Source organism: Microcystis ichthyoblabe FBCC-A1114 (genome assembly GCF_050500245.1).
Classification (GTDB): domain Bacteria; phylum Cyanobacteriota; class Cyanobacteriia; order Cyanobacteriales; family Microcystaceae; genus Microcystis; species Microcystis ichthyoblabe_A.
On sequence record NZ_CP191408.1, the window covers coordinates 832,855 to 853,998 of the forward strand.

At 43.5% G+C, this 21,144-nt stretch carries 18 protein-coding genes and 1 pseudogene; 11 read left to right on the forward strand and 8 right to left on the reverse strand.

Translation table 11 applies throughout. The features are described 5' to 3' along the window. The first annotated feature begins 47 nt into the window (after window positions 1-47). The 4 genes and pseudogenes from cobG to ACQY1Y_RS03985 form a co-directional block, all read left to right on the forward strand. Window positions 48-1,487 (forward strand): precorrin-3B synthase, encoded by a 1,440-nt coding sequence (cobG, locus tag ACQY1Y_RS03970; protein WP_430014018.1) that lies wholly within the window; start codon window positions 48-50, stop codon window positions 1,485-1,487. Next, the gene (locus tag ACQY1Y_RS03975) at window positions 1,474-2,100 is read left to right on the forward strand and encodes a precorrin-8X methylmutase (RefSeq protein ID WP_430014019.1); all 627 of its coding nucleotides are present in this window, start codon (window positions 1,474-1,476) and stop codon (window positions 2,098-2,100) included. The genes cobG and ACQY1Y_RS03975 overlap by 14 nt, the downstream gene beginning before the upstream one ends. After that, the gene (gene cobI, locus ACQY1Y_RS03980; RefSeq protein ID WP_002755704.1) at window positions 2,097-2,801 is read left to right on the forward strand and encodes a precorrin-2 C(20)-methyltransferase; all 705 of its coding nucleotides are present in this window, start codon (window positions 2,097-2,099) and stop codon (window positions 2,799-2,801) included. The genes ACQY1Y_RS03975 and cobI overlap by 4 nt, the downstream gene beginning before the upstream one ends. A 64-nt stretch (window positions 2,802-2,865) precedes the next feature. Continuing rightward, window positions 2,866-3,030 (forward strand): annotated as a pseudogene (locus ACQY1Y_RS03985) (P-loop NTPase fold protein); the annotation flags it as partial. Between the two features lie 230 nt (window positions 3,031-3,260). Here ACQY1Y_RS03985 and ACQY1Y_RS03990 read toward each other — a convergent pair. Beyond that, on the reverse strand, window positions 3,261-3,827 hold the full coding sequence (locus ACQY1Y_RS03990; RefSeq protein ID WP_016515703.1) for a Uma2 family endonuclease: 567 nt from the start codon (window positions 3,825-3,827) through the stop codon (window positions 3,261-3,263). Window positions 3,828-3,853: 26 nt separating this feature from the next. Beyond that, the gene (locus tag ACQY1Y_RS03995) at window positions 3,854-4,444 is read right to left on the reverse strand and encodes a Uma2 family endonuclease (protein WP_430014020.1); all 591 of its coding nucleotides are present in this window, start codon (window positions 4,442-4,444) and stop codon (window positions 3,854-3,856) included. Window positions 4,445-4,736: 292 nt separating this feature from the next. Between ACQY1Y_RS03995 and ACQY1Y_RS04000 the strand changes: the two genes are divergently transcribed. The 5 genes from ACQY1Y_RS04000 (at window position 4,737) to ACQY1Y_RS04020 (ending at window position 11,322) form a co-directional block, all read left to right on the forward strand. After that, a complete protein-coding gene (locus ACQY1Y_RS04000; protein ID WP_430014021.1) occupies window positions 4,737-6,656 on the forward strand; it encodes a long-chain fatty acid--CoA ligase in 1,920 nt (639 codons plus the stop codon). A 61-nt stretch (window positions 6,657-6,717) separates the two neighbouring features. Continuing rightward, entirely contained in the window at window positions 6,718-7,167 is a 450-nt protein-coding gene (locus tag ACQY1Y_RS04005) for a YlqD family protein (protein ID WP_430014022.1), read from the forward strand. 247 nt (window positions 7,168-7,414) lie between these two features. Then, window positions 7,415-8,779: a DUF3370 domain-containing protein gene (locus ACQY1Y_RS04010; RefSeq protein ID WP_430014023.1), complete on the forward strand. Its 1,365-nt coding sequence runs from the start codon at window positions 7,415-7,417 to the stop codon at window positions 8,777-8,779. A gap of 191 nt (window positions 8,780-8,970) precedes the next feature. Then, complete coding sequence (locus tag ACQY1Y_RS04015; RefSeq protein WP_123230979.1) at window positions 8,971-9,861, forward strand: hypothetical protein; 891 nt, start codon at window positions 8,971-8,973, stop codon at window positions 9,859-9,861. Window positions 9,862-9,879: 18 nt separating this feature from the next. After that, window positions 9,880-11,322, forward strand: coding sequence for a family 10 glycosylhydrolase (locus tag ACQY1Y_RS04020; RefSeq protein ID WP_430014024.1), 1,443 nt, complete (start codon window positions 9,880-9,882; stop codon window positions 11,320-11,322). A gap of 12 nt (window positions 11,323-11,334) precedes the next feature. Here the strand turns inward: ACQY1Y_RS04020 and ACQY1Y_RS04025 are convergent, their stop codons facing one another. After that, the gene (locus ACQY1Y_RS04025; RefSeq protein ID WP_430014025.1) at window positions 11,335-13,536 is read right to left on the reverse strand and encodes a GumC family protein; all 2,202 of its coding nucleotides are present in this window, start codon (window positions 13,534-13,536) and stop codon (window positions 11,335-11,337) included. A gap of 113 nt (window positions 13,537-13,649) precedes the next feature. Next, the gene (locus ACQY1Y_RS04030) at window positions 13,650-14,867 is read right to left on the reverse strand and encodes a polysaccharide biosynthesis/export family protein (RefSeq protein WP_002773033.1); all 1,218 of its coding nucleotides are present in this window, start codon (window positions 14,865-14,867) and stop codon (window positions 13,650-13,652) included. Between the two features lie 102 nt (window positions 14,868-14,969). Between ACQY1Y_RS04030 and ACQY1Y_RS04035 the strand changes: the two genes are divergently transcribed. After that, the gene (locus ACQY1Y_RS04035) at window positions 14,970-16,157 is read left to right on the forward strand and encodes an RNA-guided endonuclease InsQ/TnpB family protein (protein WP_430014026.1); all 1,188 of its coding nucleotides are present in this window, start codon (window positions 14,970-14,972) and stop codon (window positions 16,155-16,157) included. A 162-nt stretch (window positions 16,158-16,319) separates the two neighbouring features. Here ACQY1Y_RS04035 and ACQY1Y_RS04040 read toward each other — a convergent pair whose 3' ends face one another. The 3 genes from ACQY1Y_RS04040 to ACQY1Y_RS04050 are packed head-to-tail and all read right to left on the reverse strand — an operon-like array spanning window position 16,320 to window position 19,141. Further along, on the reverse strand, window positions 16,320-17,066 hold the full coding sequence (locus ACQY1Y_RS04040) for a cyanoexosortase B system-associated protein (protein ID WP_002735329.1): 747 nt from the start codon (window positions 17,064-17,066) through the stop codon (window positions 16,320-16,322). Next, window positions 17,059-17,964 carry a cyanoexosortase B gene (crtB, locus tag ACQY1Y_RS04045; protein ID WP_430014642.1) on the reverse strand — a complete coding sequence of 302 codons (906 nt, stop codon included), beginning with the start codon at window positions 17,962-17,964 and terminating at the stop codon, window positions 17,059-17,061. The genes ACQY1Y_RS04040 and crtB overlap by 8 nt, the downstream gene beginning before the upstream one ends. Window positions 17,965-18,001: 37 nt before the next feature. Beyond that, entirely contained in the window at window positions 18,002-19,141 is a 1,140-nt protein-coding gene (locus ACQY1Y_RS04050) for a DegT/DnrJ/EryC1/StrS family aminotransferase (RefSeq protein ID WP_430014027.1), read from the reverse strand. A 149-nt stretch (window positions 19,142-19,290) separates the two neighbouring features. On the opposite strand from ACQY1Y_RS04050, the gene ACQY1Y_RS04055 reads away from it, so the two are divergent. After that, on the forward strand, window positions 19,291-19,905 hold the full coding sequence (locus ACQY1Y_RS04055; protein WP_043997123.1) for a molybdenum cofactor guanylyltransferase: 615 nt from the start codon (window positions 19,291-19,293) through the stop codon (window positions 19,903-19,905). Here ACQY1Y_RS04055 and ACQY1Y_RS04060 read toward each other — a convergent pair. Then, on the reverse strand, window positions 19,858-21,123 hold the full coding sequence (locus ACQY1Y_RS04060; RefSeq protein ID WP_430014028.1) for a J domain-containing protein: 1,266 nt from the start codon (window positions 21,121-21,123) through the stop codon (window positions 19,858-19,860). The two genes, ACQY1Y_RS04055 and ACQY1Y_RS04060, sit on opposite strands and share 48 nt — an antisense overlap. Window positions 21,124-21,144 lie beyond the last annotated feature (21 nt).

Sequence of the window (21,144 nt, forward strand, 5' to 3'; positions counted from 1 at the left end):
ACTAATTTTCTAACTACTTCTCTGCGTCGCATGGAGAACAAACAACGGTGAATTGGTTAGTTAAAGCAAATGCTTGTCCCGGTTTATTTTATGGCACTGCTGCCCAAGATGGGTTTTTAATTCGTCTCCGCACCCCCGGTGGATGGCTCAATTCTCCACAGGGAAAAGCGATCGCCACTTGGCTCGAACAATGGCAGAGTACAATACAAGTTACCAATCGGGCAAATCTGCAAATTCGCGGACTGCAAAAATCCCCCAGTTTAGAAGAATTTCAAACCCTGCAAAAATTAGGGTTAGCTGCCCATAATCCCAGTATCGATCATCTGCGTAATATCATGTCTAGTCCCACGGCTGGAATTGACTGCCAAGAATTGATCGATACTCGTCCATTAGTCCAAGAATTAGATAATTTTATCCAAAATTATCCATCAATTGCCCAACTAAGTCCTAAATTTAGTATCGGGATCGATGGCGGCGGTGCAGTGGGAATTGGCACCAGTTCAACTATGGCCTGGCAACACCGCTATAACGAGATTCATCTATCAGCAATTGCCCTCAATAATCCGACAAATTTAACTTCTATTGTTTGCTTTCGATTAGCACTTGGAGGAGATAAACAATTATATGACACGGACTTATTAATTGAGCCAGAAAACTGTTTAGCTGTGGTCAAAACTCTAGTAAAGGTTTATCTCGATTATGTTCAACAAACCCCTAAGATCAAGGGGAAAAAACCTCGGATGAAACACCTAATCAAAGATTGGGGATTGACAAAATATCTCGAACAAGTTAACTCCCAATTACATCGGAATTATACTGGAATAATAGACTGGCAAGAATGCCAGCAAACTGCCCATTCTACTCAACCCTATTTTCATCTGGGAATTCATCCTCAAAAGCAACCCGGATTATCTTATATTGGCCTATCATTAAGATTAGGACAATTGACGGCTAATCAACTATGGGGATTAGCGGCACTATCAGAAACTTTTGGCAGTGGTCAGTTACGATTAACCCCTTGGCAGACTGTTATATTACCCGATATTCCCGATGAAAAAGTGTCAGAATTGTTGCCAAAACTGGCATCACTAGGATTATCCGCTTCTCTTGGATGGGATGCGGGGATAGTTGCCTGTAGCGGTAAACCAGGTTGTGCGGCAGCGGCCACTGCAACTCAAATTCATGGTTCTCTCCTGGCAGATTATTTGCAGAAACACTTAACCTGCAATTCTCCTGTTAATATTCACTTGACAGGTTGTGCTAAATCCTGCGCTCAACCAGGTCCTGCCCAAATTACCCTTTTAGGAACTACCATCGAGGAAAATGGCCAAATACTAGAAGCTTATCAAGTCTATGTGGGTGATAGTCAAAAGTTCTTAGAAACACCCATATTTGAGGGAGAATTTACCAAGATTCCCCCGCTCATAGCCCAAATTTTAAGCTCCCAAAAATCGAAAAATTTAGATGAACAGAATGGAATACATTAAGAATGGTGAGGAAATTTACCGCAAATCTTTTGCTATTATTCGGGCTGAAACTAACTGGGAAAATCTCCCCGATGATTTAGCTCCTGTGGCGGTTCGTCTAATTCATTCCTGCGGGATGACAGACATAACAGAAGATTTAGAAGCATCACCGGACGCGGTTAAAATCGGACGAAATGCCCTCGCTGGGGGGGCAGCAATTCTCTGTGATTCTCAAATGGTCGCTAATGGCATTACCAAAGCCCGTTTACCTAAAAATAATCCGATTATTTGTACCCTCAATTATCCAGAAGTGACCGAGTTAGCACGGCAAATTAATAATACCCGCTCCGCTGCCGCTTTAGAACTTTGGCAACCTCATTTAGCTGGAGCGGTGGTAGCCATTGGTAATGCACCAACCGCACTTTTTCGCCTACTAGAATTGCTCGATCAAAATGTAGCTAAACCGGCTTTGATTTTAGGCTTTCCCGTGGGATTTGTAGGAGCGGCAGAGTCGAAAATAGAATTAGCAACTAATAGTCGTGGTGTGCCATTTATTACCCTGCACGGACGTAGAGGCGGCAGCGCAATCGCAGCAGCAGCAGTCAATGCTTTAGCAAAAGAGAACGAATTATGAATAAATTAGGCAAACTTTATGGATTAGGAATCGGTCCTGGTGACCCCGAATTGTTGACGCTAAAAGCACACCGGATTCTCACAACTGTTCCGGTAATTGCCTATCCTACCTTAGAAAGTGGCAAAGTTTTGGCACGGGCAATTGTTTCGGATTTTATCCGTCCCGAGCAGATAGAAATTCCCATGCCTTTACCTTTTAGTGTCGAGCGCAGTTCTCAACCTCATTATGATATTGCCGCCGAAAATATCGCCGAACAGTTAAACTTAGGCCGAGATGTGGCGGTGCTATGTGTGGGCGATCCGATGTTGTATGGCACATTTATGTATATCTTTAATCGCTTGTGCGATCGCTTTTCCATTGAAGTCGTGCCGGGTATTTCTTCAGTGATGGCAAGTGCAGCAATGCTGGGTGTACCTATCACTTATCGAAATGACGTATTTAGTATCATGCCCGCTACTTTAGAGGCGGAAATATTGCGGGATCGCCTAGCATTTATCGATGCAGCAGCGATTATTAAATTAGGCAGACATTTCGCTAAAGTTCGTGATATTCTCGAGGAATTAGGATTATTAGAACGCGCCCTCTACATCGAACGAGCAACCTTACCCAATCAGCAAATTATTCCGATTACCGAAATCGATCCAGAGGCTGTCACCTACTGGTCATTAATTCTGATTCCTAGTAAAACTAAACTCCAATAATTCTATAGACATAGTTAAATCTTCTATCCCCTACCTGACAAAACCTATCGGGTTTAGATGATAGGAAGAATTTCATGAAGATTTTGCTAAAATTGTCGATGCCTATATTGGGAATGATCGAGTATATGTATTTATTGACGATTTAGATCGCTGTAAACATCCAAAATCAGCAGAGTTGATGCAAGCGATTAACTTGATGATTGCTGATGATCCGTCAGTGGTGTTGATTTTCTGACAGGGGGACAAGCGAGCTAGAAAATTTGCCAACAAAGGCTTCTGGCTTCTCTCGCTAGAAATAGATCGAGCGATTCTAGGCAAAAAGCTAACGAAAGAATTAGGGATAGGAGCGAGCTTACTAGGAATCATTATTAATAAGTGGAGAGATGGTGCGGCGAACTTTTTCGAGCTAAAATCATGAAAAGTTTACGATATATGGATTTCAGCTTTCTTGTCCCCCTGTCAGGTTTCTAGGGTGATATCCTCGTATAAATCCCGAAAAGATGCCGTCAGATTAATACTCTGTAAACTAAAACTTTCTTGCTGATAGGTTTGCAGAATCCATAAACCCTGTTCACCCCGTCGAAAAGTTTCCACTCGTTGGTGTTTACTATTCACTAAGACATATTCCTCTAAACTTTCTAGAGTTTGATAATCATTAAATTTATCCCCCCTGTCAAAAGCTTCTGTAGAATCGGAGAGAACTTCGATAATCAATTTAGGAAAACTTTTGTAGGTAGCAGTTTCCCTATCTCTGTCATCGCAGGTGACAAGAATATCGGGATAATAAAAGTGATTGCGTTTCTCTAATCTGACTTTCACATCGGCAAAATAAACCCGACAATCGGAACCCCGCAAATGATTACGAATGATAAAAGTTAAATTGAGTCCGATAATATTATGAGTATCCGTCGTTCCTGCCATGGCGTAAATTTGCCCATCGATATATTCATGTTTAATGGGACTTTTTTCTTCAAACTGAAGATATTCTTCTGGAGTGAGATTATTATAGTTAGATAGAGCAATCATGGGTTTAATCGTTGAAGGAGATTTTCTTAAGGACTTTCGGGAGTATCATTAACCGTTTCTAGGGTGATATCCTCGTATAAATCCCGAAAAGATGCCGTCAGATTAATACTCTGTAAACTAAAACTTTCTTGCTGATAGGTTTGCAGAATCCATAAACCCTGTTCACCCCGTCGAAAAGTTTCCACTCGTTGGTGTTTATTATTCACTAAGACATATTCCTCTAAACTTTCTAGAGTTTGATAATCATTAAATTTATCCCCCCTGTCAAAAGCTTCTGTAGAATCGGAGAGAACTTCGATAATCAATTTAGGAAAACTTTTGTAGGTAGCAGTTTCCCTATCTCTGTCATCGCAGGTGACAAGAATATCAGGATAATAAAAGTGATTGCGTTTCTCTAATCTGACTTTCACATCGGCAAAATAAACCCGACAATCGGAACCCCGCAAATGATTACGAACAATTGTGTATATATTCCCCGCAACAATATTATGAGTATCCGTCGTCCCTGCCATGGCGTAAATTTGTCCATCGATATATTCGTGTTTAATGGGACTTTTTTCTTCAAACTGAAGATATTCTTCTGGAGTGAGATTATTATATTTAGATAGAGCAATCATCGTTTTTTCTGCTAATTACAACTATATTAAGTACCTAAGCAAAATTAATTATACATCTAAGCCGTTAGCCTTTTCCGTAATCAGTAAGCAGTATTAAGTAACAGTAACATTCCCTGATTACTGTTCACCGTTCACCGATAACTGAAAAGTCTCCTCTCTCCGAGTCTCAACTAGGAAATTAACTTTGCAGGATTAGATACCTGTTGAAATACTGTCTAGGGGAACCGGCAAAAAGAGCCTCGAATGGTTAATCTATATGTTATTACTCTTGTAACCCTCTATAACTACTGCTATGACAACCCTAATTGACTATTCAAATATTCAATCTTTACCCGAAGTTTGGTCAATAGTTGCCCAACGTTTCCCCAATATTATCGCTCTGCACGATCCCCACAGTAAACCGGAAGTAATTCTCACCTATCGGGAACTTTATCAACAAATTCAGCAATTTGCCGCCGCTTTGCAAGCATTAGGAGTCACAGAAACCGAAAATGTCGCTTTATTTGCCGATAATAGTCCCCGGTGGTTTATTGCCGACCAAGGTTCCATGGCAGCCGGGGCCGCCAACGCGGTACGATCTGCTCAAGCAGATGCAGAGGAATTAGCCTATATTCTCGCTGATAGTGACAGTCAGACGCTGATTGTCGAAAATAAGCAAACTTTAGGGAAATTGCTGGCGAAAATCCCTGAATTGCCCCTAAAATTAATCGTGCTGCTCACCGACGAAGACCCCGCTACTGGGGCGATTTCCGTGCAGACCTTAAATTTCAAGCAACTAATGGCGATCGGGGCTGAGAACACCCTTAAACCCATCACCAAGAGCGAAAATGATCTGGCTACCCTCATCTACACATCGGGAACGACGGGACAACCAAAAGGGGTGATGTTAAGTCACGGTAATCTGCTGCATCAGGTACGCAACTTAAACGCTATCTTTCAACCGGATCCTGGCGATCGAGTTTTAAGTATACTACCTTCATGGCACTCCTACGAGCGCAGTTGTGAGTATTTCAGTCTAGCTCAAGGTTGTACCCAGATTTATACCAGTATTCGCACTTTTAAGCAGGATTTAAAGCAATTTAGTCCGCAATTAATGGTGGGAGTTCCCCGTCTTTGGGAATCTCTTTACGAAGGTATCCAAAAACAATTTAGTCAACAACCGGCTAAAAAACAGAAATTGGTGCAATTTTTTCTAGAAAAGTCAGAAAAGTACGTTATTGCTAAACGCATCGCTGATAATCTCAGTCTTGATCACCTTCACGCTTCCGGGATCGAAAGACTAAAAGCAAGAATTCAATCCCTCTTACTCTATCCCCTCCATGCCATCGGTGATAAGCTAGTTTATGGCAAAATTCGCCAAGCAGTGGGAAATAAAGTTAAAATCTTGGTAAGTGGCGGTGGTTCCTTAGCCAGACATCTAGATACTTTCTATGAGATTGCGGGAATCCCGATTTTAGTTGGTTATGGACTGACAGAAACTTCTCCCGTCGCTACCGTCCGTCGTATCGATCATAACCTGCGCGGGTCTGCCGGTCGTCCCGTCTTTCAGACAGAAATCTGTATTGTCGATTTACACAGCAAAGAAGTCTTACCGACAGAAAAACACGGTTTAGTCTTGATTCGTGGTCCGCAGGTGATGCAGGGATACTATAAAAAACCGGAAGCAACCGAAAAAGCGATTTCTCCCGATGGTTGGTTTGATAGCGGTGATATTGGTTGGTTAACCGCTGCCGGGGATTTAGTCTTAACCGGACGGGCCAAAGATACAATTGTTTTGAGCAATGGTGAAAATATCGAACCGCAACCGATTGAAGATGCTTGTTTACGCAGTCCCTTTATCTCCCAAATCATGCTAGTGGGACAGGATCAAAAAGCTTTGGGGGCTTTGATCGTGCCTAATCTTGATATACTGGCTAATTGGGTCCAAGAACAGAAACTATCCTTAAATTTACCCGATCCTCACAGCGATCGCTCCACGATTCTTTCTAGCGATCTCTACAGCAAAAAAGTCTTAGATCTCTACCAACAAGAATTAAAGCGCGAGGTGAGAAATCGGCCCGGTTATCGTACCGATGACCAGATTAAAACCTTTGAGTTAATTTTAGAGCCTTTTTCCCTAGAAAACGGCATGATGACCCAAACTTTAAAGATTAAACGACCGGTAGTAACGCAACGCTATCGCGATATGATTAACGAGATGTTTGCCAAGTAAATATTTCTGGCAAATATTCCCTAAACCCTTGACAAAAAAACCTTTTTAGGATAGGCAAATCATGGATGACGCACAAACCAGTTTATTACTGAAGCGCCCGGTGACAATTAAAGTCATCGTGACTCCGCGCTGGAAAGAAGAAGCACAACAGCAATTACAAGCACAAATGGCTCAAATTGACGCACAAATTCAACAATTAGAAACCCAAGGCCAAAGAGCGATCGCAGAAATTCAGCGTCAGAGTCTGATCCCCTTACCCCCCACGGCTGCCCAACAGATTGACAATATTCAAATCCAAGTCAATCAACAGAAAAGTGAGTTTCTCGAACAAAAAAACCAGTATCTGCAACAACTGCAACAGATACAACTCTTGGAACTCAATCAAGAAGTCGCCCAAGCACAACTAGAAAGCTTTTTCCGCGTCGAAAAAGGCGATAACTTAGTGGCCAAAATGAATGTGGAACTCGTCCTTAGAGATGGCATCGTCGAAGAAATTCGCGGCGAAATTTAAAGCTAGGGTGAGCAGTTACGGGTCATTGTCAACTTAACCCTTAAAATCGGCAATAGCAAGGGGTATTCTCCCTTGCTCACCCAGAAAACCGTCCCTAGTTCACATCACCCCTGACAGGACTTGATCAGACCTTAAAAATATATTAAGATTCTTTATCGATCGCCCGGACACACTCGCTTATATTGTCGTATAACTTCAGCTCTCCATCGACTCACCCTGAATTAGATCCTATAAATATGGAATCTCTATGCTTTCTTTCTTACCCACTATTCTTTTAGCTCAGTCCGCCTCGGTTCTGCCCCAGATAGAGAGGAAATTAATCACCCAATATCAGGAAGTGCGTCAGTTGCCCGGTCAACTAAATGACGTTCTAGTTTTTAATAGCAATAGTCCCGAAGTGGTAGAAAAAGAGGGAATTCTCCTCTCCACTTTCCCCGGTAAAGGAAAACGTTTTCCCATAGCCCATCTCAATCATCCCCTACAAGGACGTTTTGACGTTTTCACCCACCACATCGCCCGTCAAACCGATCCCGATCGCGACTTACACCAGGGACTGATCGTTACTAATCCCACCTCCAAAAACCTCGTTATCCGCATCCTGCAAGGAGTCAGTTACGTCACCTCCGCCGATGCCCCTTTTGTCGATTTACCCTCTCTGGTGGAAGATCCCAACGGCCGGGTTTTTTCTGGTCCCGGTTCCCGTTTAGCCAGCGATATCATGCGTCGTCGCCATGATACCCAATTTCCCACCCAGATCGTCATTCCCCCAGGCCAAAGTCGGATGCTCTTGGATCTGGTTATCCCCAGAAGCAGCGCTCGCTCGACTCTGCTGCGTCTCTACAGCGATGGCCCTATCTATATGGCTAATTTAGCCCTCTACGAAGTTCCCCAAAAAGTCAAAATCGAAGATCGGGAAATAGAAACCTTTCGTCCCCCTATCCTAGAGGAATGGCGTACCCTATTAGTTAGAGGTGATTTAGCGGCTCCTCGTGATTTTCCCCCCACTCCCCCTGATCAGTGGTCTCCTGGAAGAAGAAATTTTTATGGTCGCGTGGCCGGAATTTCTGTCGGTTCGGAATGGGCAACCCGCATTGTCGATCCCAAAGGGGGAATTAATCTCACCATTCCTCAACCCGGTCAAGCTTTTGCCTATCCTTTAAGTACGGTGACAGCAGCTACTTTCGGAACCAGACAAATTCAAAGCGCCCCCATGTTAGTGCGTTATCCCGATACGGCTTTTAAAGCTCACGGTAACTACGGTGTTCACTACTATCTGACTTTACCTCTATATAACAACACTAGCAAAACCCAGGTGGTGGCTTTGACTATTCAAACCCCAATTAAAGAAGATAATTATCTCGATCGCTTGCTATTTGTTGAACCCGTCCAGGGACCGGTATTTTTCCGGGGTGCAGTGCGCGTTACCTATCGTAACGAACTGGGACGCACCGAGGAACGTTTTTTCCATCTCGTTCAACGGGAAGGACAACAGGGAGAAGCTTTAGTACAGATAGAACTTCCCCCCGGCGCCCGACGCGACGTTAATCTCGATTTTCTCTATCCCCCCGATGCCACCCCCCCCCAAGTTTTGAGCGTTAAAACGTTGAAATAGATAGTTTTTCTCGAAAAGTTAACGGCTGATTGTCGGTAAAAATAAGTAAGATAAGTAGGTGGGTATTAAAAACTTTCAGATGCCCCCCTTATTAAGGGGGGACTAAGGGGGGATCGAACCTAAAATCCGTTTTTAATTTAATTATAACCAGCTACTTACACTGATATTAATCTCTCTCTGGGAATTAGCCGATGGATATTAGCAAAACTTGCTTTATTTGCTGCTTATTATCTCAATTTTTGGGCAATGCAGCCGCGAGTTTAGCCGTGACTAAACTCGATTTTGATACCAGTCAACCCCTAAGAAATCAAGTGATTAAATCGGGGAAAATTAAGGTACAAGTTAGCTATCAACCCATCGACCTAAACGAGAAAATTGATGACAATTCTGATCTTAATAATGTTTCTTATCAAATCTTTTATAACGAGCAACTTTATCAGCAAAATAGCGGGTATAGTGCCTTTGGATCTGGCTATGTGGAATTAAGAGATTTAGATAATAATGGCATCGATGAGATTATCGTCTCCACCTATAGCGGCGGCGCTCACTGCTGCACATCTTTGGTAATTTATACTTGGCAAAAAGATAGATTTATTAGAGAAGAAACGGGATTTTTAGATGGTAGTGGTGGTTCTTTTGAAGATTTAGATGGAGATAATAATTATGAATTTATTACCGTTGATAATTCTTTTTTATATGCTTTTAGTTCCTACGCTGCCTCTTTTCCTCCCTCCAAAATTTATACTTTTCAACAGGGTAAATTAGCAGATGTCACTAGAAAATATCCCCAAGAATTAAGAAAAACTTTAGCAGCAATGCTGAAAGCTTTTCAGTTAGCTAAAAAAGAAAAAGGCGAAGTTAATGGCATTTTGGCTGGTTATGTGGCACAGAAAATTATACTAGGAGAATACGAAGAAGCTTGGCAATTTCTTCTCACTAATTATGATAAACACTCCGATTGGGGTCTCGATATCCATGGCGAAAATACAGTGATCGGAAAATATCCAGACTTTCCCACTGCTCTGAGCGCTTTTCTCCTGAAAAATGGCTATTTATCTGAAAATAAAAACAATAAAAAATAGCAAACGCTGTGAACAACTATGTTAAAGAAAGTTAATTATCTGCGATCGCTATCTTGTTTCCTTGCTACAATTCTCTGGATTAGTCCTCTAGGGATTAACTCTAGTCTCGCTGTCAATGATAATTGTCAACTGTCCGAATCAGAAATCCAACAACAAGAAAATCTCCGTCAAACCTCGCCCCAAGAATATAACATCTTAGTACAGAAATATGCTGAACAATTGCGCTTTTGCCGTTCCCGACACTGGTTACAGGAACAGGCGATCTGGTTACGTCTCTACTCCTGTGATAGCCGTCCTGGATCGATGGAAAGTATCCTCGATCGCATCGTGGCCAAAGGTTATAATACAGTTTATGTGGAAGTTTTTGCCGATGGTCAAGTCTTATTACCTCCTAACAATAATCCCACCGTTTGGGATAGCGTCATTAAAAATCCCAGTGCTGGAAATGTCGATTTATTAGCACAGGCAATCGAACAGGGACATAAACGCGGTTTAAAGGTTTATGCTTGGTTATTTAGCCTCAATTTTGGCTATGCTTATAGCTTAAAACCCTATCGACAGGAGGTATTAGCACGCAATGGTAAAGGACAAGATAGCACCTCTTTTGTCGATGATCAATCCCAAACTTTTGTCGATCCCTACAGCAATCAAGCGCGACAGGATTATTTAATTCTCCTAGAAGCCATTTTACAACGTCGTCCCGATGGAGTTTTATTTGATTATATTCGCTATCCCAGAGGAACGGGAGTCGATTCCGTTGCTGATGATGTCAAAGATTTATGGATTTTTAGTCCGGCATCCCGACAAGCTTTAATTAATCGAGGATTGAATAATAAGGGCAAATTTCTCATCGATCGCTATCTGACTCGTGGCAAAATTTCCCCTGATGATATCGTCGAAGCCGATCGCCTTTATCCCCAAGAAACTGCCCCTCTCTGGCAAGGAAGAATACCTTTAGAAGAGGAGATGAAACAATCAGTTAAAAGTCGTTTTGATCGCCTCAAATTAGAACTTTGGTTCCTAGCGGTTGCCCATGCTGCCCAGGGTGTCATTGATTATATTAGTTATTTTTCTGCCCTGGTGGAACGTCAGGGAATTCCCGCCGGAGCAGTGTTTTTTCCCGATGGGAATCGTCTTGTGGGTAATCAAGGTTTTGATTCCCGTTTACAAGCTTGGGATAGTTTTCCCGCTTCCCTAGAATGGCATCCCATGTCCTACGCTAATTGTAACGATACTACCTGTGTAGTTAATCAGATCAAAAGAGTAGTAGAAAGCAGGGGAAATCAAACTCCTGTTATCCCAGCTTTAGCCGGTTTATGGGGACAACCCTATAACAATCGTCCCTCCTTAGAAGTGCAAATGGCAGCGATTCGCCTAGCTTTTCCCACCATAGATAGTATCAGTCATTTTGCTTTTTCTTGGCAAGAACCACAATTCGATCGAGCCCGAAGATTTTGTTAAATGTAACCCGATTTATACCTCCACCTTCACTTCCTCTGTCTCTGTTTGTCCTCGTGTTGGGGGAACTATCAAAGGCGGCAGTCCTGGTTCGGCGGTGTTGAGAGTCGGTGTAATATCGACGTAGTTAATCACCGCCCCTAAAATTTTCACTTCCGCTTCTGTTAACTGGTCAGTTGCTTCACTCAAGAGACTAGAACGAGTTATGGGCGGGCGCGTTACCAGAATAATCCCGTCCGCTAGTTCTTCTAAGAGCAGCGCATCATTACAGCTAGACAGAGAAGGAGTATCGACAATCACCAGATCGAAACGGCCGCTAGAATCTTTGAGAATCAATTGTAATTCGCTCGATTCAATGATAGCTGCCGCTTGTTTTTGCGGACCGGGACTAGGCAAAATGGAAAGGTTTTCTATATTTGGGGCCAGCCGGATCGATTTACTTTTTGCCCCGTAGTAAAGTAGGGGTTCTCGGAAAGAATTGGGATCGGGAGTGACTCCGATTTCTTCGGACTTAGAAGGACTTCTCAGATCTCCTTCGACTAACAGAGTCCGTCGGCCCGCTAAAGCCGCGGCGATGGCCAGATTATAGGCAGTGGCGGTTTTCCCCTCTCCGCCAGTAATACTGGTGACAACAACCACTTTCACCTTTTCGCTGCCGCCAACAAGTCGCAGGGTACTGCGTAAACGTTCGTAGTAGGGGAGATAATTGGCATTAGCATCGGCGAGAATCGGATCGATTTCCTCGCCCTCTAAATTCCGGACAATGGGCAATTGTCCCAAGAGTAGTATATCCTGACTAACCAAAGCTTCCCGCAATTCTTGGGGACTGTGCAGGCGATCATCGATCACTGCTAACAGCAGGATCACACCCAATCCGGCTAAAGTTCCCAAACCAGCACCCGCCAAGAGAATCAAGAGACGATTCTTGCGGTTAAACACCTGTTCGATCGGTTCAGCGACCGGCGGTTGGGCGACGGTGAGACTACCCACGGTTTCCGCTTCTGCGGCCTGAGCATCCACCAGCGCATTGAGAATATTCTCGTAGATACCCCTTTGAAAGGCGACGGCTTGGGTTAAACGAGCTTGCTGTAGCTGTTTATCGGGGAATTTCTCGTATTGGGAGCGTAATTGCTGTTCCTGAGTCACTAAGGATTCTAATTGTTTCATCAAACCCTCGCGCTGAGTTTGCAGGGCGACTAATTGACCCGCTAGTTGTTGACGGGCGGCATCGAGATTACTTTGCTGACGGATGCGATTGCTGGGAAGAGAGGTCAGGACACCATCTTTTCCGATCACCTCGGCGGCTCTTTTTTGTAAGAGAGATTCGTTAACTTCCTGTTGCTTGCGTAATTTAACTACGGCGGGATGTTCGGGACGTAAATCCTTCTCTAGTCGCTCCAATTGGGCCTCTGTGTCCAAGATCTGCGCTCGGATACTGGCAATAATCGGGTCGGCACTAAGGGCTGAGGAGGTGTAGGCCTGATCGGGAGTTAAATCGAGTTGTTTACTCAGACTATCAATTTGTCCTTGAATGCCTTGCAGTCCTAGACGAATTTCTCGCTGTTGCTGTTGACTACTGGTGATAGCGGCGAATAAACTCCCATCTTGAATGGCCAGTAAATCTGAACCCTGGCTACTAATGTAGCGATAAAATTTTTCTTCGGCTCTGGTTAAATCTTTTTGGACTTCGTTAAGCCGGACACCGAGAGCTTCTATGCGGGCGCGTAACTGGGAAGTATTAATCCAGCGGCTGTATTCCACCATTTCCTTCATCAAGGTTTCGAGAATTAACTCCGCCTTGGCCTGGGAGTCGGCCGTTAACTCTAAAAGTATCTCTTGGGGTTGATCGCTATTATTTTTTCCCTCCGCTTCACCCGGGAAGGTGATTTTTAAATCTTGATCGCGAATTTTAACGAGCTGTTCTTGATTAAATTGCAATTTTTTGGCTGTATTGATCAATACCCGGGGAGATAACAGTAAATCGCGATCGATAGCCCGTCCTTGTTCTTGCAGTTGGGTTCCCGTACTGGTAAAAGCCGGCGGCGGTACCCGATAGGCTAGTTGTCCCACCGCCCGATAAAAGGTGGGGGGTTTCTCTGGATCGGGGAGGAGAGCAAAGATCGCAGAACCACCTAAACAGACGAGGAAAACGAATATTCCCACAAATTTGTTCTGATCTAGCGAGATGAGAAATCGTTTAACAATTGGTAGAGCCATAGCTTTTTAATATATTCCCAGATTTTTTACATTTTAGCGGTCAAGAGTTATTCTCGTCCTTGAAATCCTAGCTTATGAAGTTGTGTTAAGGAGTGAAGGGAGCAAGTTGCACCTCAATTATTGAAGTTATTGAATTGATTGCCAAAGTCGAGAATTGTATTGGTAAAACTGGAAATATCCCGAATGGGTTGGGTAATGATATTAAAAGCGGCGAAAATTTCCCCTAATAGGGTGCGGGTGACGATAATTACGTCTTGATCTTCTAAGGGAATATTTTGGGAGATATCTCCCCTAACTGCCGCTATCGGACTCAAAGTTTGACTAACAATTCCCCCTTTGGCACTGTCAAAACGTAGCAGGGACACTTCATTGACATTAATCCGCAGGCGATCAGAAACCGGTAAACTAGCCACCACATCGAGGAAGGTACTGCCATTAGGAATCGAAACATTTCTCAGGGAAATTCCCGAAGGAATTGAGGGAGCTAAAACCCTGACGGTGATATTCTGCTGGGCGAGGGTGGTTCTAGCCACCAATGTGCGATTATATCCCGTTTCTTGGCCCACTTCTAACTTGGAAACAACCACGGCATCACCTCCTTGCAGACGCAGATCTGGCAAGCGTTCCCCCTTAATCAAGGGAGTATAAAGGTCAAGTTTCTCCTCTAACACTGTACCATCGACTAAAACCCGACGGACAAGGATCGAACGCAGATCGGCTCTGGGAGTGCCACCACCCGCTGCCAAAATTACCTGTACTAGGGAAGTATTAGGAGCAATACTATAAAACCCCGGTCGCTGGACCTCTCCCAGAATGGTCAACTGGACGGGACGGGCAGTGGTTAGAACAGCAATGACTTCTGGTTCCTCCCGCAAGTATTTTCGCCCCAATTCGAGGCGGATTTTAGTTTGCACTTCGTCTAAAGTCAAGCCGAGTACCGGAATGCGGCCTAAAATCGGCACTAGAAAATTCCCATCGGGATCCACCGGACTTGCGGAATTAAATTCGGGAAAATCAGGAACCGAGACAGTAATTTGATCGCCTATATCGAGTCGATAGGTCTGAATTTGTCGGGATTGGGGATTATTGGGAGAGTAAACCGGTGGACTGTAGCCAGCGGGGGGAATCGTGTTTTCAGGAAAGGTGGGATTAGGCGGTTCGGGGGGCAAAAATTCTAACCCAGATCCGGGTTGAGTCTGGGGAATGGACAAAGGACCCTGGGCCTTGAGGCTCTCGGAGGGAATTACCCATAAGAACCCTGTCAGACTAAACCCTGATAAGGCTATGGCCCCGGTTCTGAATAAACCAACTGGCAAAAACTTGTTGAGCATTGGTGGAATCATCGAAAATTTGGGTCTGAAACCCCGCCGTTTTACGGCGGCTTTACCGTTAAATACTAGCGCATTTAGACGATATATTCTAGAATGTGAGGCATGGAAAAAGCCTATTCGTTTCGATTTTACCCCACACCAACACAAGAGTCGCTATTGCGGCGCACATTGGGCTGTGTAAGATTAGTTTACAATAAAGCTCTCCACGAACGAACACAAGCATGGTATGAAAGACAAGAAAGAGTAGGATATGCTGAAACTTCTTCAATGCTAACCGATTGGAAAAAACAAGAAGAATTAGAGTTTTTAAACGAAGTTAGCTGTGTACCTTTACAACAAGGGTTAAGACATTTACAAACAGCTTTTACTAACTTCTTTGCTGGTCGTACTAAGTATCCTAACTTTAAGAAAAAACATCAAGGAGGAAGTGCCGAATTTACCAAGTCTGCTTTTAAATTTAAAGACAGACAAATCTATTTAGCTAAATGCACAGAACCTTTACCTATTCGATGGTCAAGACAAATACCAGACGGATGTGAACCAAGCACAGTAACAGTCAGATTACATCCTTCTGGACGTTGGCATATTTCAATTAGATTTGATGACCCAACGATTAAGCCTTTACCAGTAACAGATAAAGCCATCGGAATTGACTTAGGAATTAGTAGCCTCGTGATTACCAGCGATGGTGACAAAGTATCTAATCCTAAGCATTTTAAAAAGTATTATCGGAGACTGCGAAGAGCATCTAAAAATCTTTCTAGAAAACAGAAAGACTCAAAAAATCGGGAAAAAGCGAGAATCAAAGTAGCAAGGATTCACGCTCAAATCACCGATAGCAGAAAAGACCATTTACACAAGCTAACCACTCAATTAGTTCGTGAAAACCAAACGATTGTGGTTGAGAATTTAGCCGTCAAGAATATGGTCAAAAACCCGAAATTATCTCAGGCAATATCTGACGTTAGCTGGGGTGAAATCACTCGACAATTAGCCTATAAATGCCGTTGGTATGGGAGAAATTACATCGAAATAGATAGATGGTTTCCTAGTTCTAAAAGGTGTAGTAATTGTGGGCATATTGCTGAGAAAATGCCGTTAAATGTTCGAGAGTGGGACTGTCCAGACTGTGGGACACACCATGACCGAGATATTAACGCCAGTAAAAATATTTTGGCCGCAGGGCTTGCGGTGTCAGTCTGTAGAGCGACCATAAGACCAGAACAGAGTAAATCTGTTAAGGCAGGTGCGGAACCCCGCAAGGGAAAGAAGCAGAAACCTAAATCGTGAGGTTTGGGAATCACCGTCCGTTTACGGCGGTGAGGATGTCAAACAGATATATCAATTTATTTTCTGAGAGTTATCTAGTGGGAGAGGAACAAAGAAGCTATTAAGGACTAGAAAAGTGCCTTGAGCTAGTTTTTTTTAAACAGATAGTTGGGAGCAGAAAAACTACTTTTCTTTTTTGGTCTCAGGCAGAGAAGTTAATTGACTTAAGACATTTTGTTCTAAGTAACTCTGCACTTCCGTGGCGAGATTGAGAGCAAAGGGAGTGAGAGTTTGCAGTTCTTTCATCGGTTCTAAGGGAATCAGCAAGGAAACGGCTATCCAGGGTACTCTTTGTCTTTTTAATTGCGCCCATTGGTCAAGCCAATACCACACCGAGGGATCGTAATGACCACCACCTAGCCAAGCATACCATTGCACCACGGCAAAAGTGCTTTGTGTCCAAGCCCGATAGAATCGAGCCGTGGCCTTTCCTCCTGACTGGGTGGGAATTGATAGCTCGGTTGTTTCCCCCTGATTCCAACGACTAATAGAACTTATATCTGACCATTCTACTCCCGGTTGACTTTTATAGTAAACCTGTGGCTTTAAAAGCACGGTGATCCTCTTGCCATCAGGACTTTCCACCACTTGTACCGACCATTTTCCCTCAGCGATTTCAGCTTGGCTCCGGTCGGTGGTTTTCAGGTCAGAGAAATTGATTCCCGATTCTTGTAGGGCCAGCATTTTCTGAATATTACCGATTCTCGGTTGATCCAGCCAAGACCACTGGCCAGAAATTAAATTGGGTAAGATACCCCCTAAAATCAAAATCAGCAGCAAGCACAACAGCAGTAAATAATTACCCGGTAGCTTTTTTTTGATTTTATCTAACACTAAACTTACCTCGTCCGGAATTTTTCGACTAATCATCCTGGTTAACTTCCTCTTGAGCCAGGGACTGTTTCCTGACTACCTCGCGATACTGCATGATTTGGAAGACCAAAAAGATCAGTAACAACATCAAGACGGAGTATAAATCGCCCCCCCAGCCATCGTGGAATAATGTAAAGTTTTCCTCCTGTCCTGTGCCGTGAAACCAAGCTAAAAGCGCGTTACGAATGATGTTAGCTCCGACACTAATTCCAAAGGCACTGAGGAGCATAAAGCAGGTTTTACGGCCGTTTTTGATGGTATCAGTCCAATGGAGCAGCAGCAGCGTGACGTAAAGACTGGTGAATAACATTTTCAGCCCCGCACAGTAGGGAGCGACTTCCACCATCCTACCTTCTACCGCTATATAGACACCGTCAACGGAGACATCTAGGCCCGCTTGCTGGAGAATAAAACCAGAGCAAGCAGCAATAAAAACCTGTAGGGGTAGAGTATAAGGAGCGATCAGGTATGGTATAGGATTAGGAGTCGCTAAAGCCGTTAAAAGTAGAGGAAATCCCTGTAATTTAAAACCTTCCCTTCCTTTTAACCAGAGACAGATTCCCGCTAAAATAATCGGAAAAGACATACTAACCCAAAGGGAGGAACCGAGGAGATACAAAATCGCTCCTAGGGTTAACAAAAACGCTCCGAGGGGGTGGGAGCGATCTTCGAGGCGTTGCCATTTTTTGCGATTCTGCCAGACAATATAGGCGGCGTAGGGAAGACCGATCAAGCCGTGGCTAAAGTATTCGTGTTCGATGCTGATCGATTTATTCAGCCAACCATCGTACCAGTGAAAGATCACCGGACCATAGATAACCGCCAAGAAACCGATCATCAGCCAAGATTGCCGATTTTTCTGGGAGACGGTGAATAAGGAAGGACTAATACCCATCTGACGGAGCGATTTAGTGACAAATTCTGAATTTATGTTACCCGATGATCGCAGTGATTTGTTCAACCACGGTTTCAATTTGCTCCTCGCTGATGCCGGGGTACATGGGGAGAGAGACAATTTCTTCACAGAGAATCTCTGAATTAGGAAAGTCTCCCTGTTGATAACCCAGGTAGCGATAGGCCGGTTGTAGATGACAAGGAATCGGATAATGAATGCCAGTTTGAATACCGACGGCAGTTAATTGTTCTTGTAGTTGTTGGCGATCAACGGGACAATGGGGGAGGAGGCGAATAACGTAGAGATGATAGACATGACCAGTCTCGGTTTCGTCTCTTATGGGTAAAATGCCCTTATCGGCTAAAGGAGCCAACAGCCGATCATATTGTCTTGCCGCTCGCTGACGGGTCTGATTCCAGCCTTCCAGATGGGGTAATTTAATGTTTAAAATGGCGGCTTGTATGCTATCCAAACGGCTATTAGTGCCGATATCGGTGTGGAAATACTTGCTTGGTGCGCCATAATTTCTTAAACTGCGGGCTTTTTGGCTAATTTCAGGATCATTGCTCACTAACATTCCGCCATTGCCAAAAGCGCCTAAATTTTTACTGGGATAAAAACTAAACCCCGCCGCCACACCGACGCTGCCGGCGCGATAACCTTCTCTACTGGCTAAATGGGCCTGGGCTGCATCTTCAAAGATAATCAGACTATGGCTGCGGGCAAAATCCTCTAATTGTTGGGGTGATACCATCTGTCCGTACAGGTGTACGGGTAGAATGGCGCGGGTGTTGGGGGTAATTTTTTGGGCGGCCGCCGCAAGGTCAATTAGGGCTGTATCGAGGTGACAATCAACTAAAATCGGTTTGGCCCCCGCTTGAATAACACCCATGAGGGTGGCGACAAAGGTATTAGCGGGGACTAGCACTTCATCCCCGGCACCGATGCCGTAAGCTTGTAAAGCCAGGGCAAGAGCAGCAGTGCCAGAAGCTACTCCCACAGCATACTCGACTCCGCAAGCTTGGGCAAAGGCGGTTTCAAATTCGGCTAAAGCTTGGCCTAAAACAAAATCTCCCCGGTCGATAACTGTTTGGATTGCCTTGGTAATTTTTGCTTGTAGGGGCTGATTTTGCCAAGTTAAATCAACAAAGGGAACTTTGATTAAATGGGAATTCATCTATTGCTTGTTTAGGGAGACATTATTAATTGTCAAGAGACTAGCATAGGTTTGAGCAAGTTGCCTAGATTTGTAGGCTCTCTTGTTCTTTCTGTCTTTTTCTTTGTGTTTTTTGTGCCTCTGTGGTTTATCCTTTAAAACTGGTTATTATGAGTGATTTTCCCGCTTTAACGGCGTTAATTCTGGCTGGTGGTCAAAGTTCCCGCATGGGACGAGATAAAGCTTTGTTATCTTTTCAGGGTGTCTCTTTTCTAGAGAATACTTGTTTAATTGCCCAAGATTGTGCAGTACAAGTGTCTGTGATTACGCCTTGGCCGGAACGTTATGAACTGATCATTCCCCAATACTGCCAAATAATCAAGGAACCTCTCCCCACTAGGGGGCCTTTATTGGCCTTTGCCTTGGGATTAACTTTTGTATCAACCGATTGGGTTTTATTACTCCCTTGCGATTTACCTTTACTCAGGTCTTCAATTATTCAAGAATGGTCAAGATTATTAGCCACTGTACCAGAAAATGCTATGGCTTCGGTTCCTCGGTGCGGCAATCGTTGGGAGCCTCTCTGTGCTTTTTATCATCGTCGTTGTTTAGCATCTTTGCAGACTTATATTAAGCAGGGAGACACTTCTTTTCAAAAATGGTTAAATGTCGCTGTGGTGGAGGAATTAATTATCGATAATTCCGAGATTTTATTTAACTGTAATACCCCAGAAGATTTAGAGATAATAATAAACTACCCAGATATTAACCGTAAGAAAACCTAGCACAAAAGGGAGTAAAAGTAAAGATATCGGCGAAGAAATATTGGATAAATGGCGATAACCATAGTAGAGAATTCCGGTTAGATAACCGCCAGTTACACCGATAATTGCGCCGATAATATCGCCATTTATGGATAAATAGGAAGTGAGCCAAATGACGAGGGAAAAGGGCAAAATTATTAAGCCACCTAAAAATATATCCCCGACGATACTACCATATTTATTACTTAATTTTCTGCCCAAACAACTAGATAAAGTCAGAATAATAAAAGGAAATACTGCCCAGCCTAATAACAGTAAAAACTCGGATTTAACTGTCCAGTTTTGCCAAGTCAAAGCGATAAAAAAACTGCTGATTATTGCCGCAAATACCCCTGTAGCCAAAGCCTGATTACGGTTAAGCTTTAAAAAAGACTGTGCTAGACCGGTCTTGGGTTTGAGCAAAGATAAAAAAGAGATTTTCAGCAAATTAAAAATAATAAAAAGAGTTTTTGACCACTTAATTGATTGCTGTTGTCGATAACTTTTATGAACATATTTTAACTTATTAATAATGGCATGATAGCGGCGAAAATTTCCCTGTTGCTTAAATTTCTTGGCTGCTATTTGGAAATCTTTTCGTGCTGCTGGCAGTTCCGAGAGTTCCTCTAGAGCCAATCCTCTTTGATAATAGAATTGGGGATTATTTTGGTCAATGGCGATTGCTTTGCCATAAGCTTCTAGGGAGGATTGGGTGTAACCGAGTCGTTGACGGGATAAACCGAGGTAATAGTAAGCTTGGGAACAATCGGGTTTTAACTGCAAAACTTGCCGACAATCGCTTAAAACTTGCCGATCCTGCTGATTATAGTAGTAAACTTCCGCCCGTTGCAGATAGGCCTGCCAAAATTGCGGATTAATTGCGATCGCTTGCTGGTAAAATGCGATCGCTAGTTGATAATTTTTCTCTTGAGCGTAGTGCCATCCCTGTTGATAAAAATCCTCGGCACTACGGTTAAAAGTGGGTATTTCTGGGGATAAACTGCGATCATACTCTTTTCTTTTGTCTTTATCGCTCAAAACCCGATAAGCTTGTTCAATTTCGCGAAATTTTGTCACTGCCTCTGGATCATTGGGATTATAATCGGGGTGATATTGCCGGGCCAGACGACGAAAAGCGGCTTTTATCTGATTATTACTGGCATTACGGGGAATTTGGAGGATTTCATAGTAATTTTTCATACTTGAATGGGGGTTGAATTT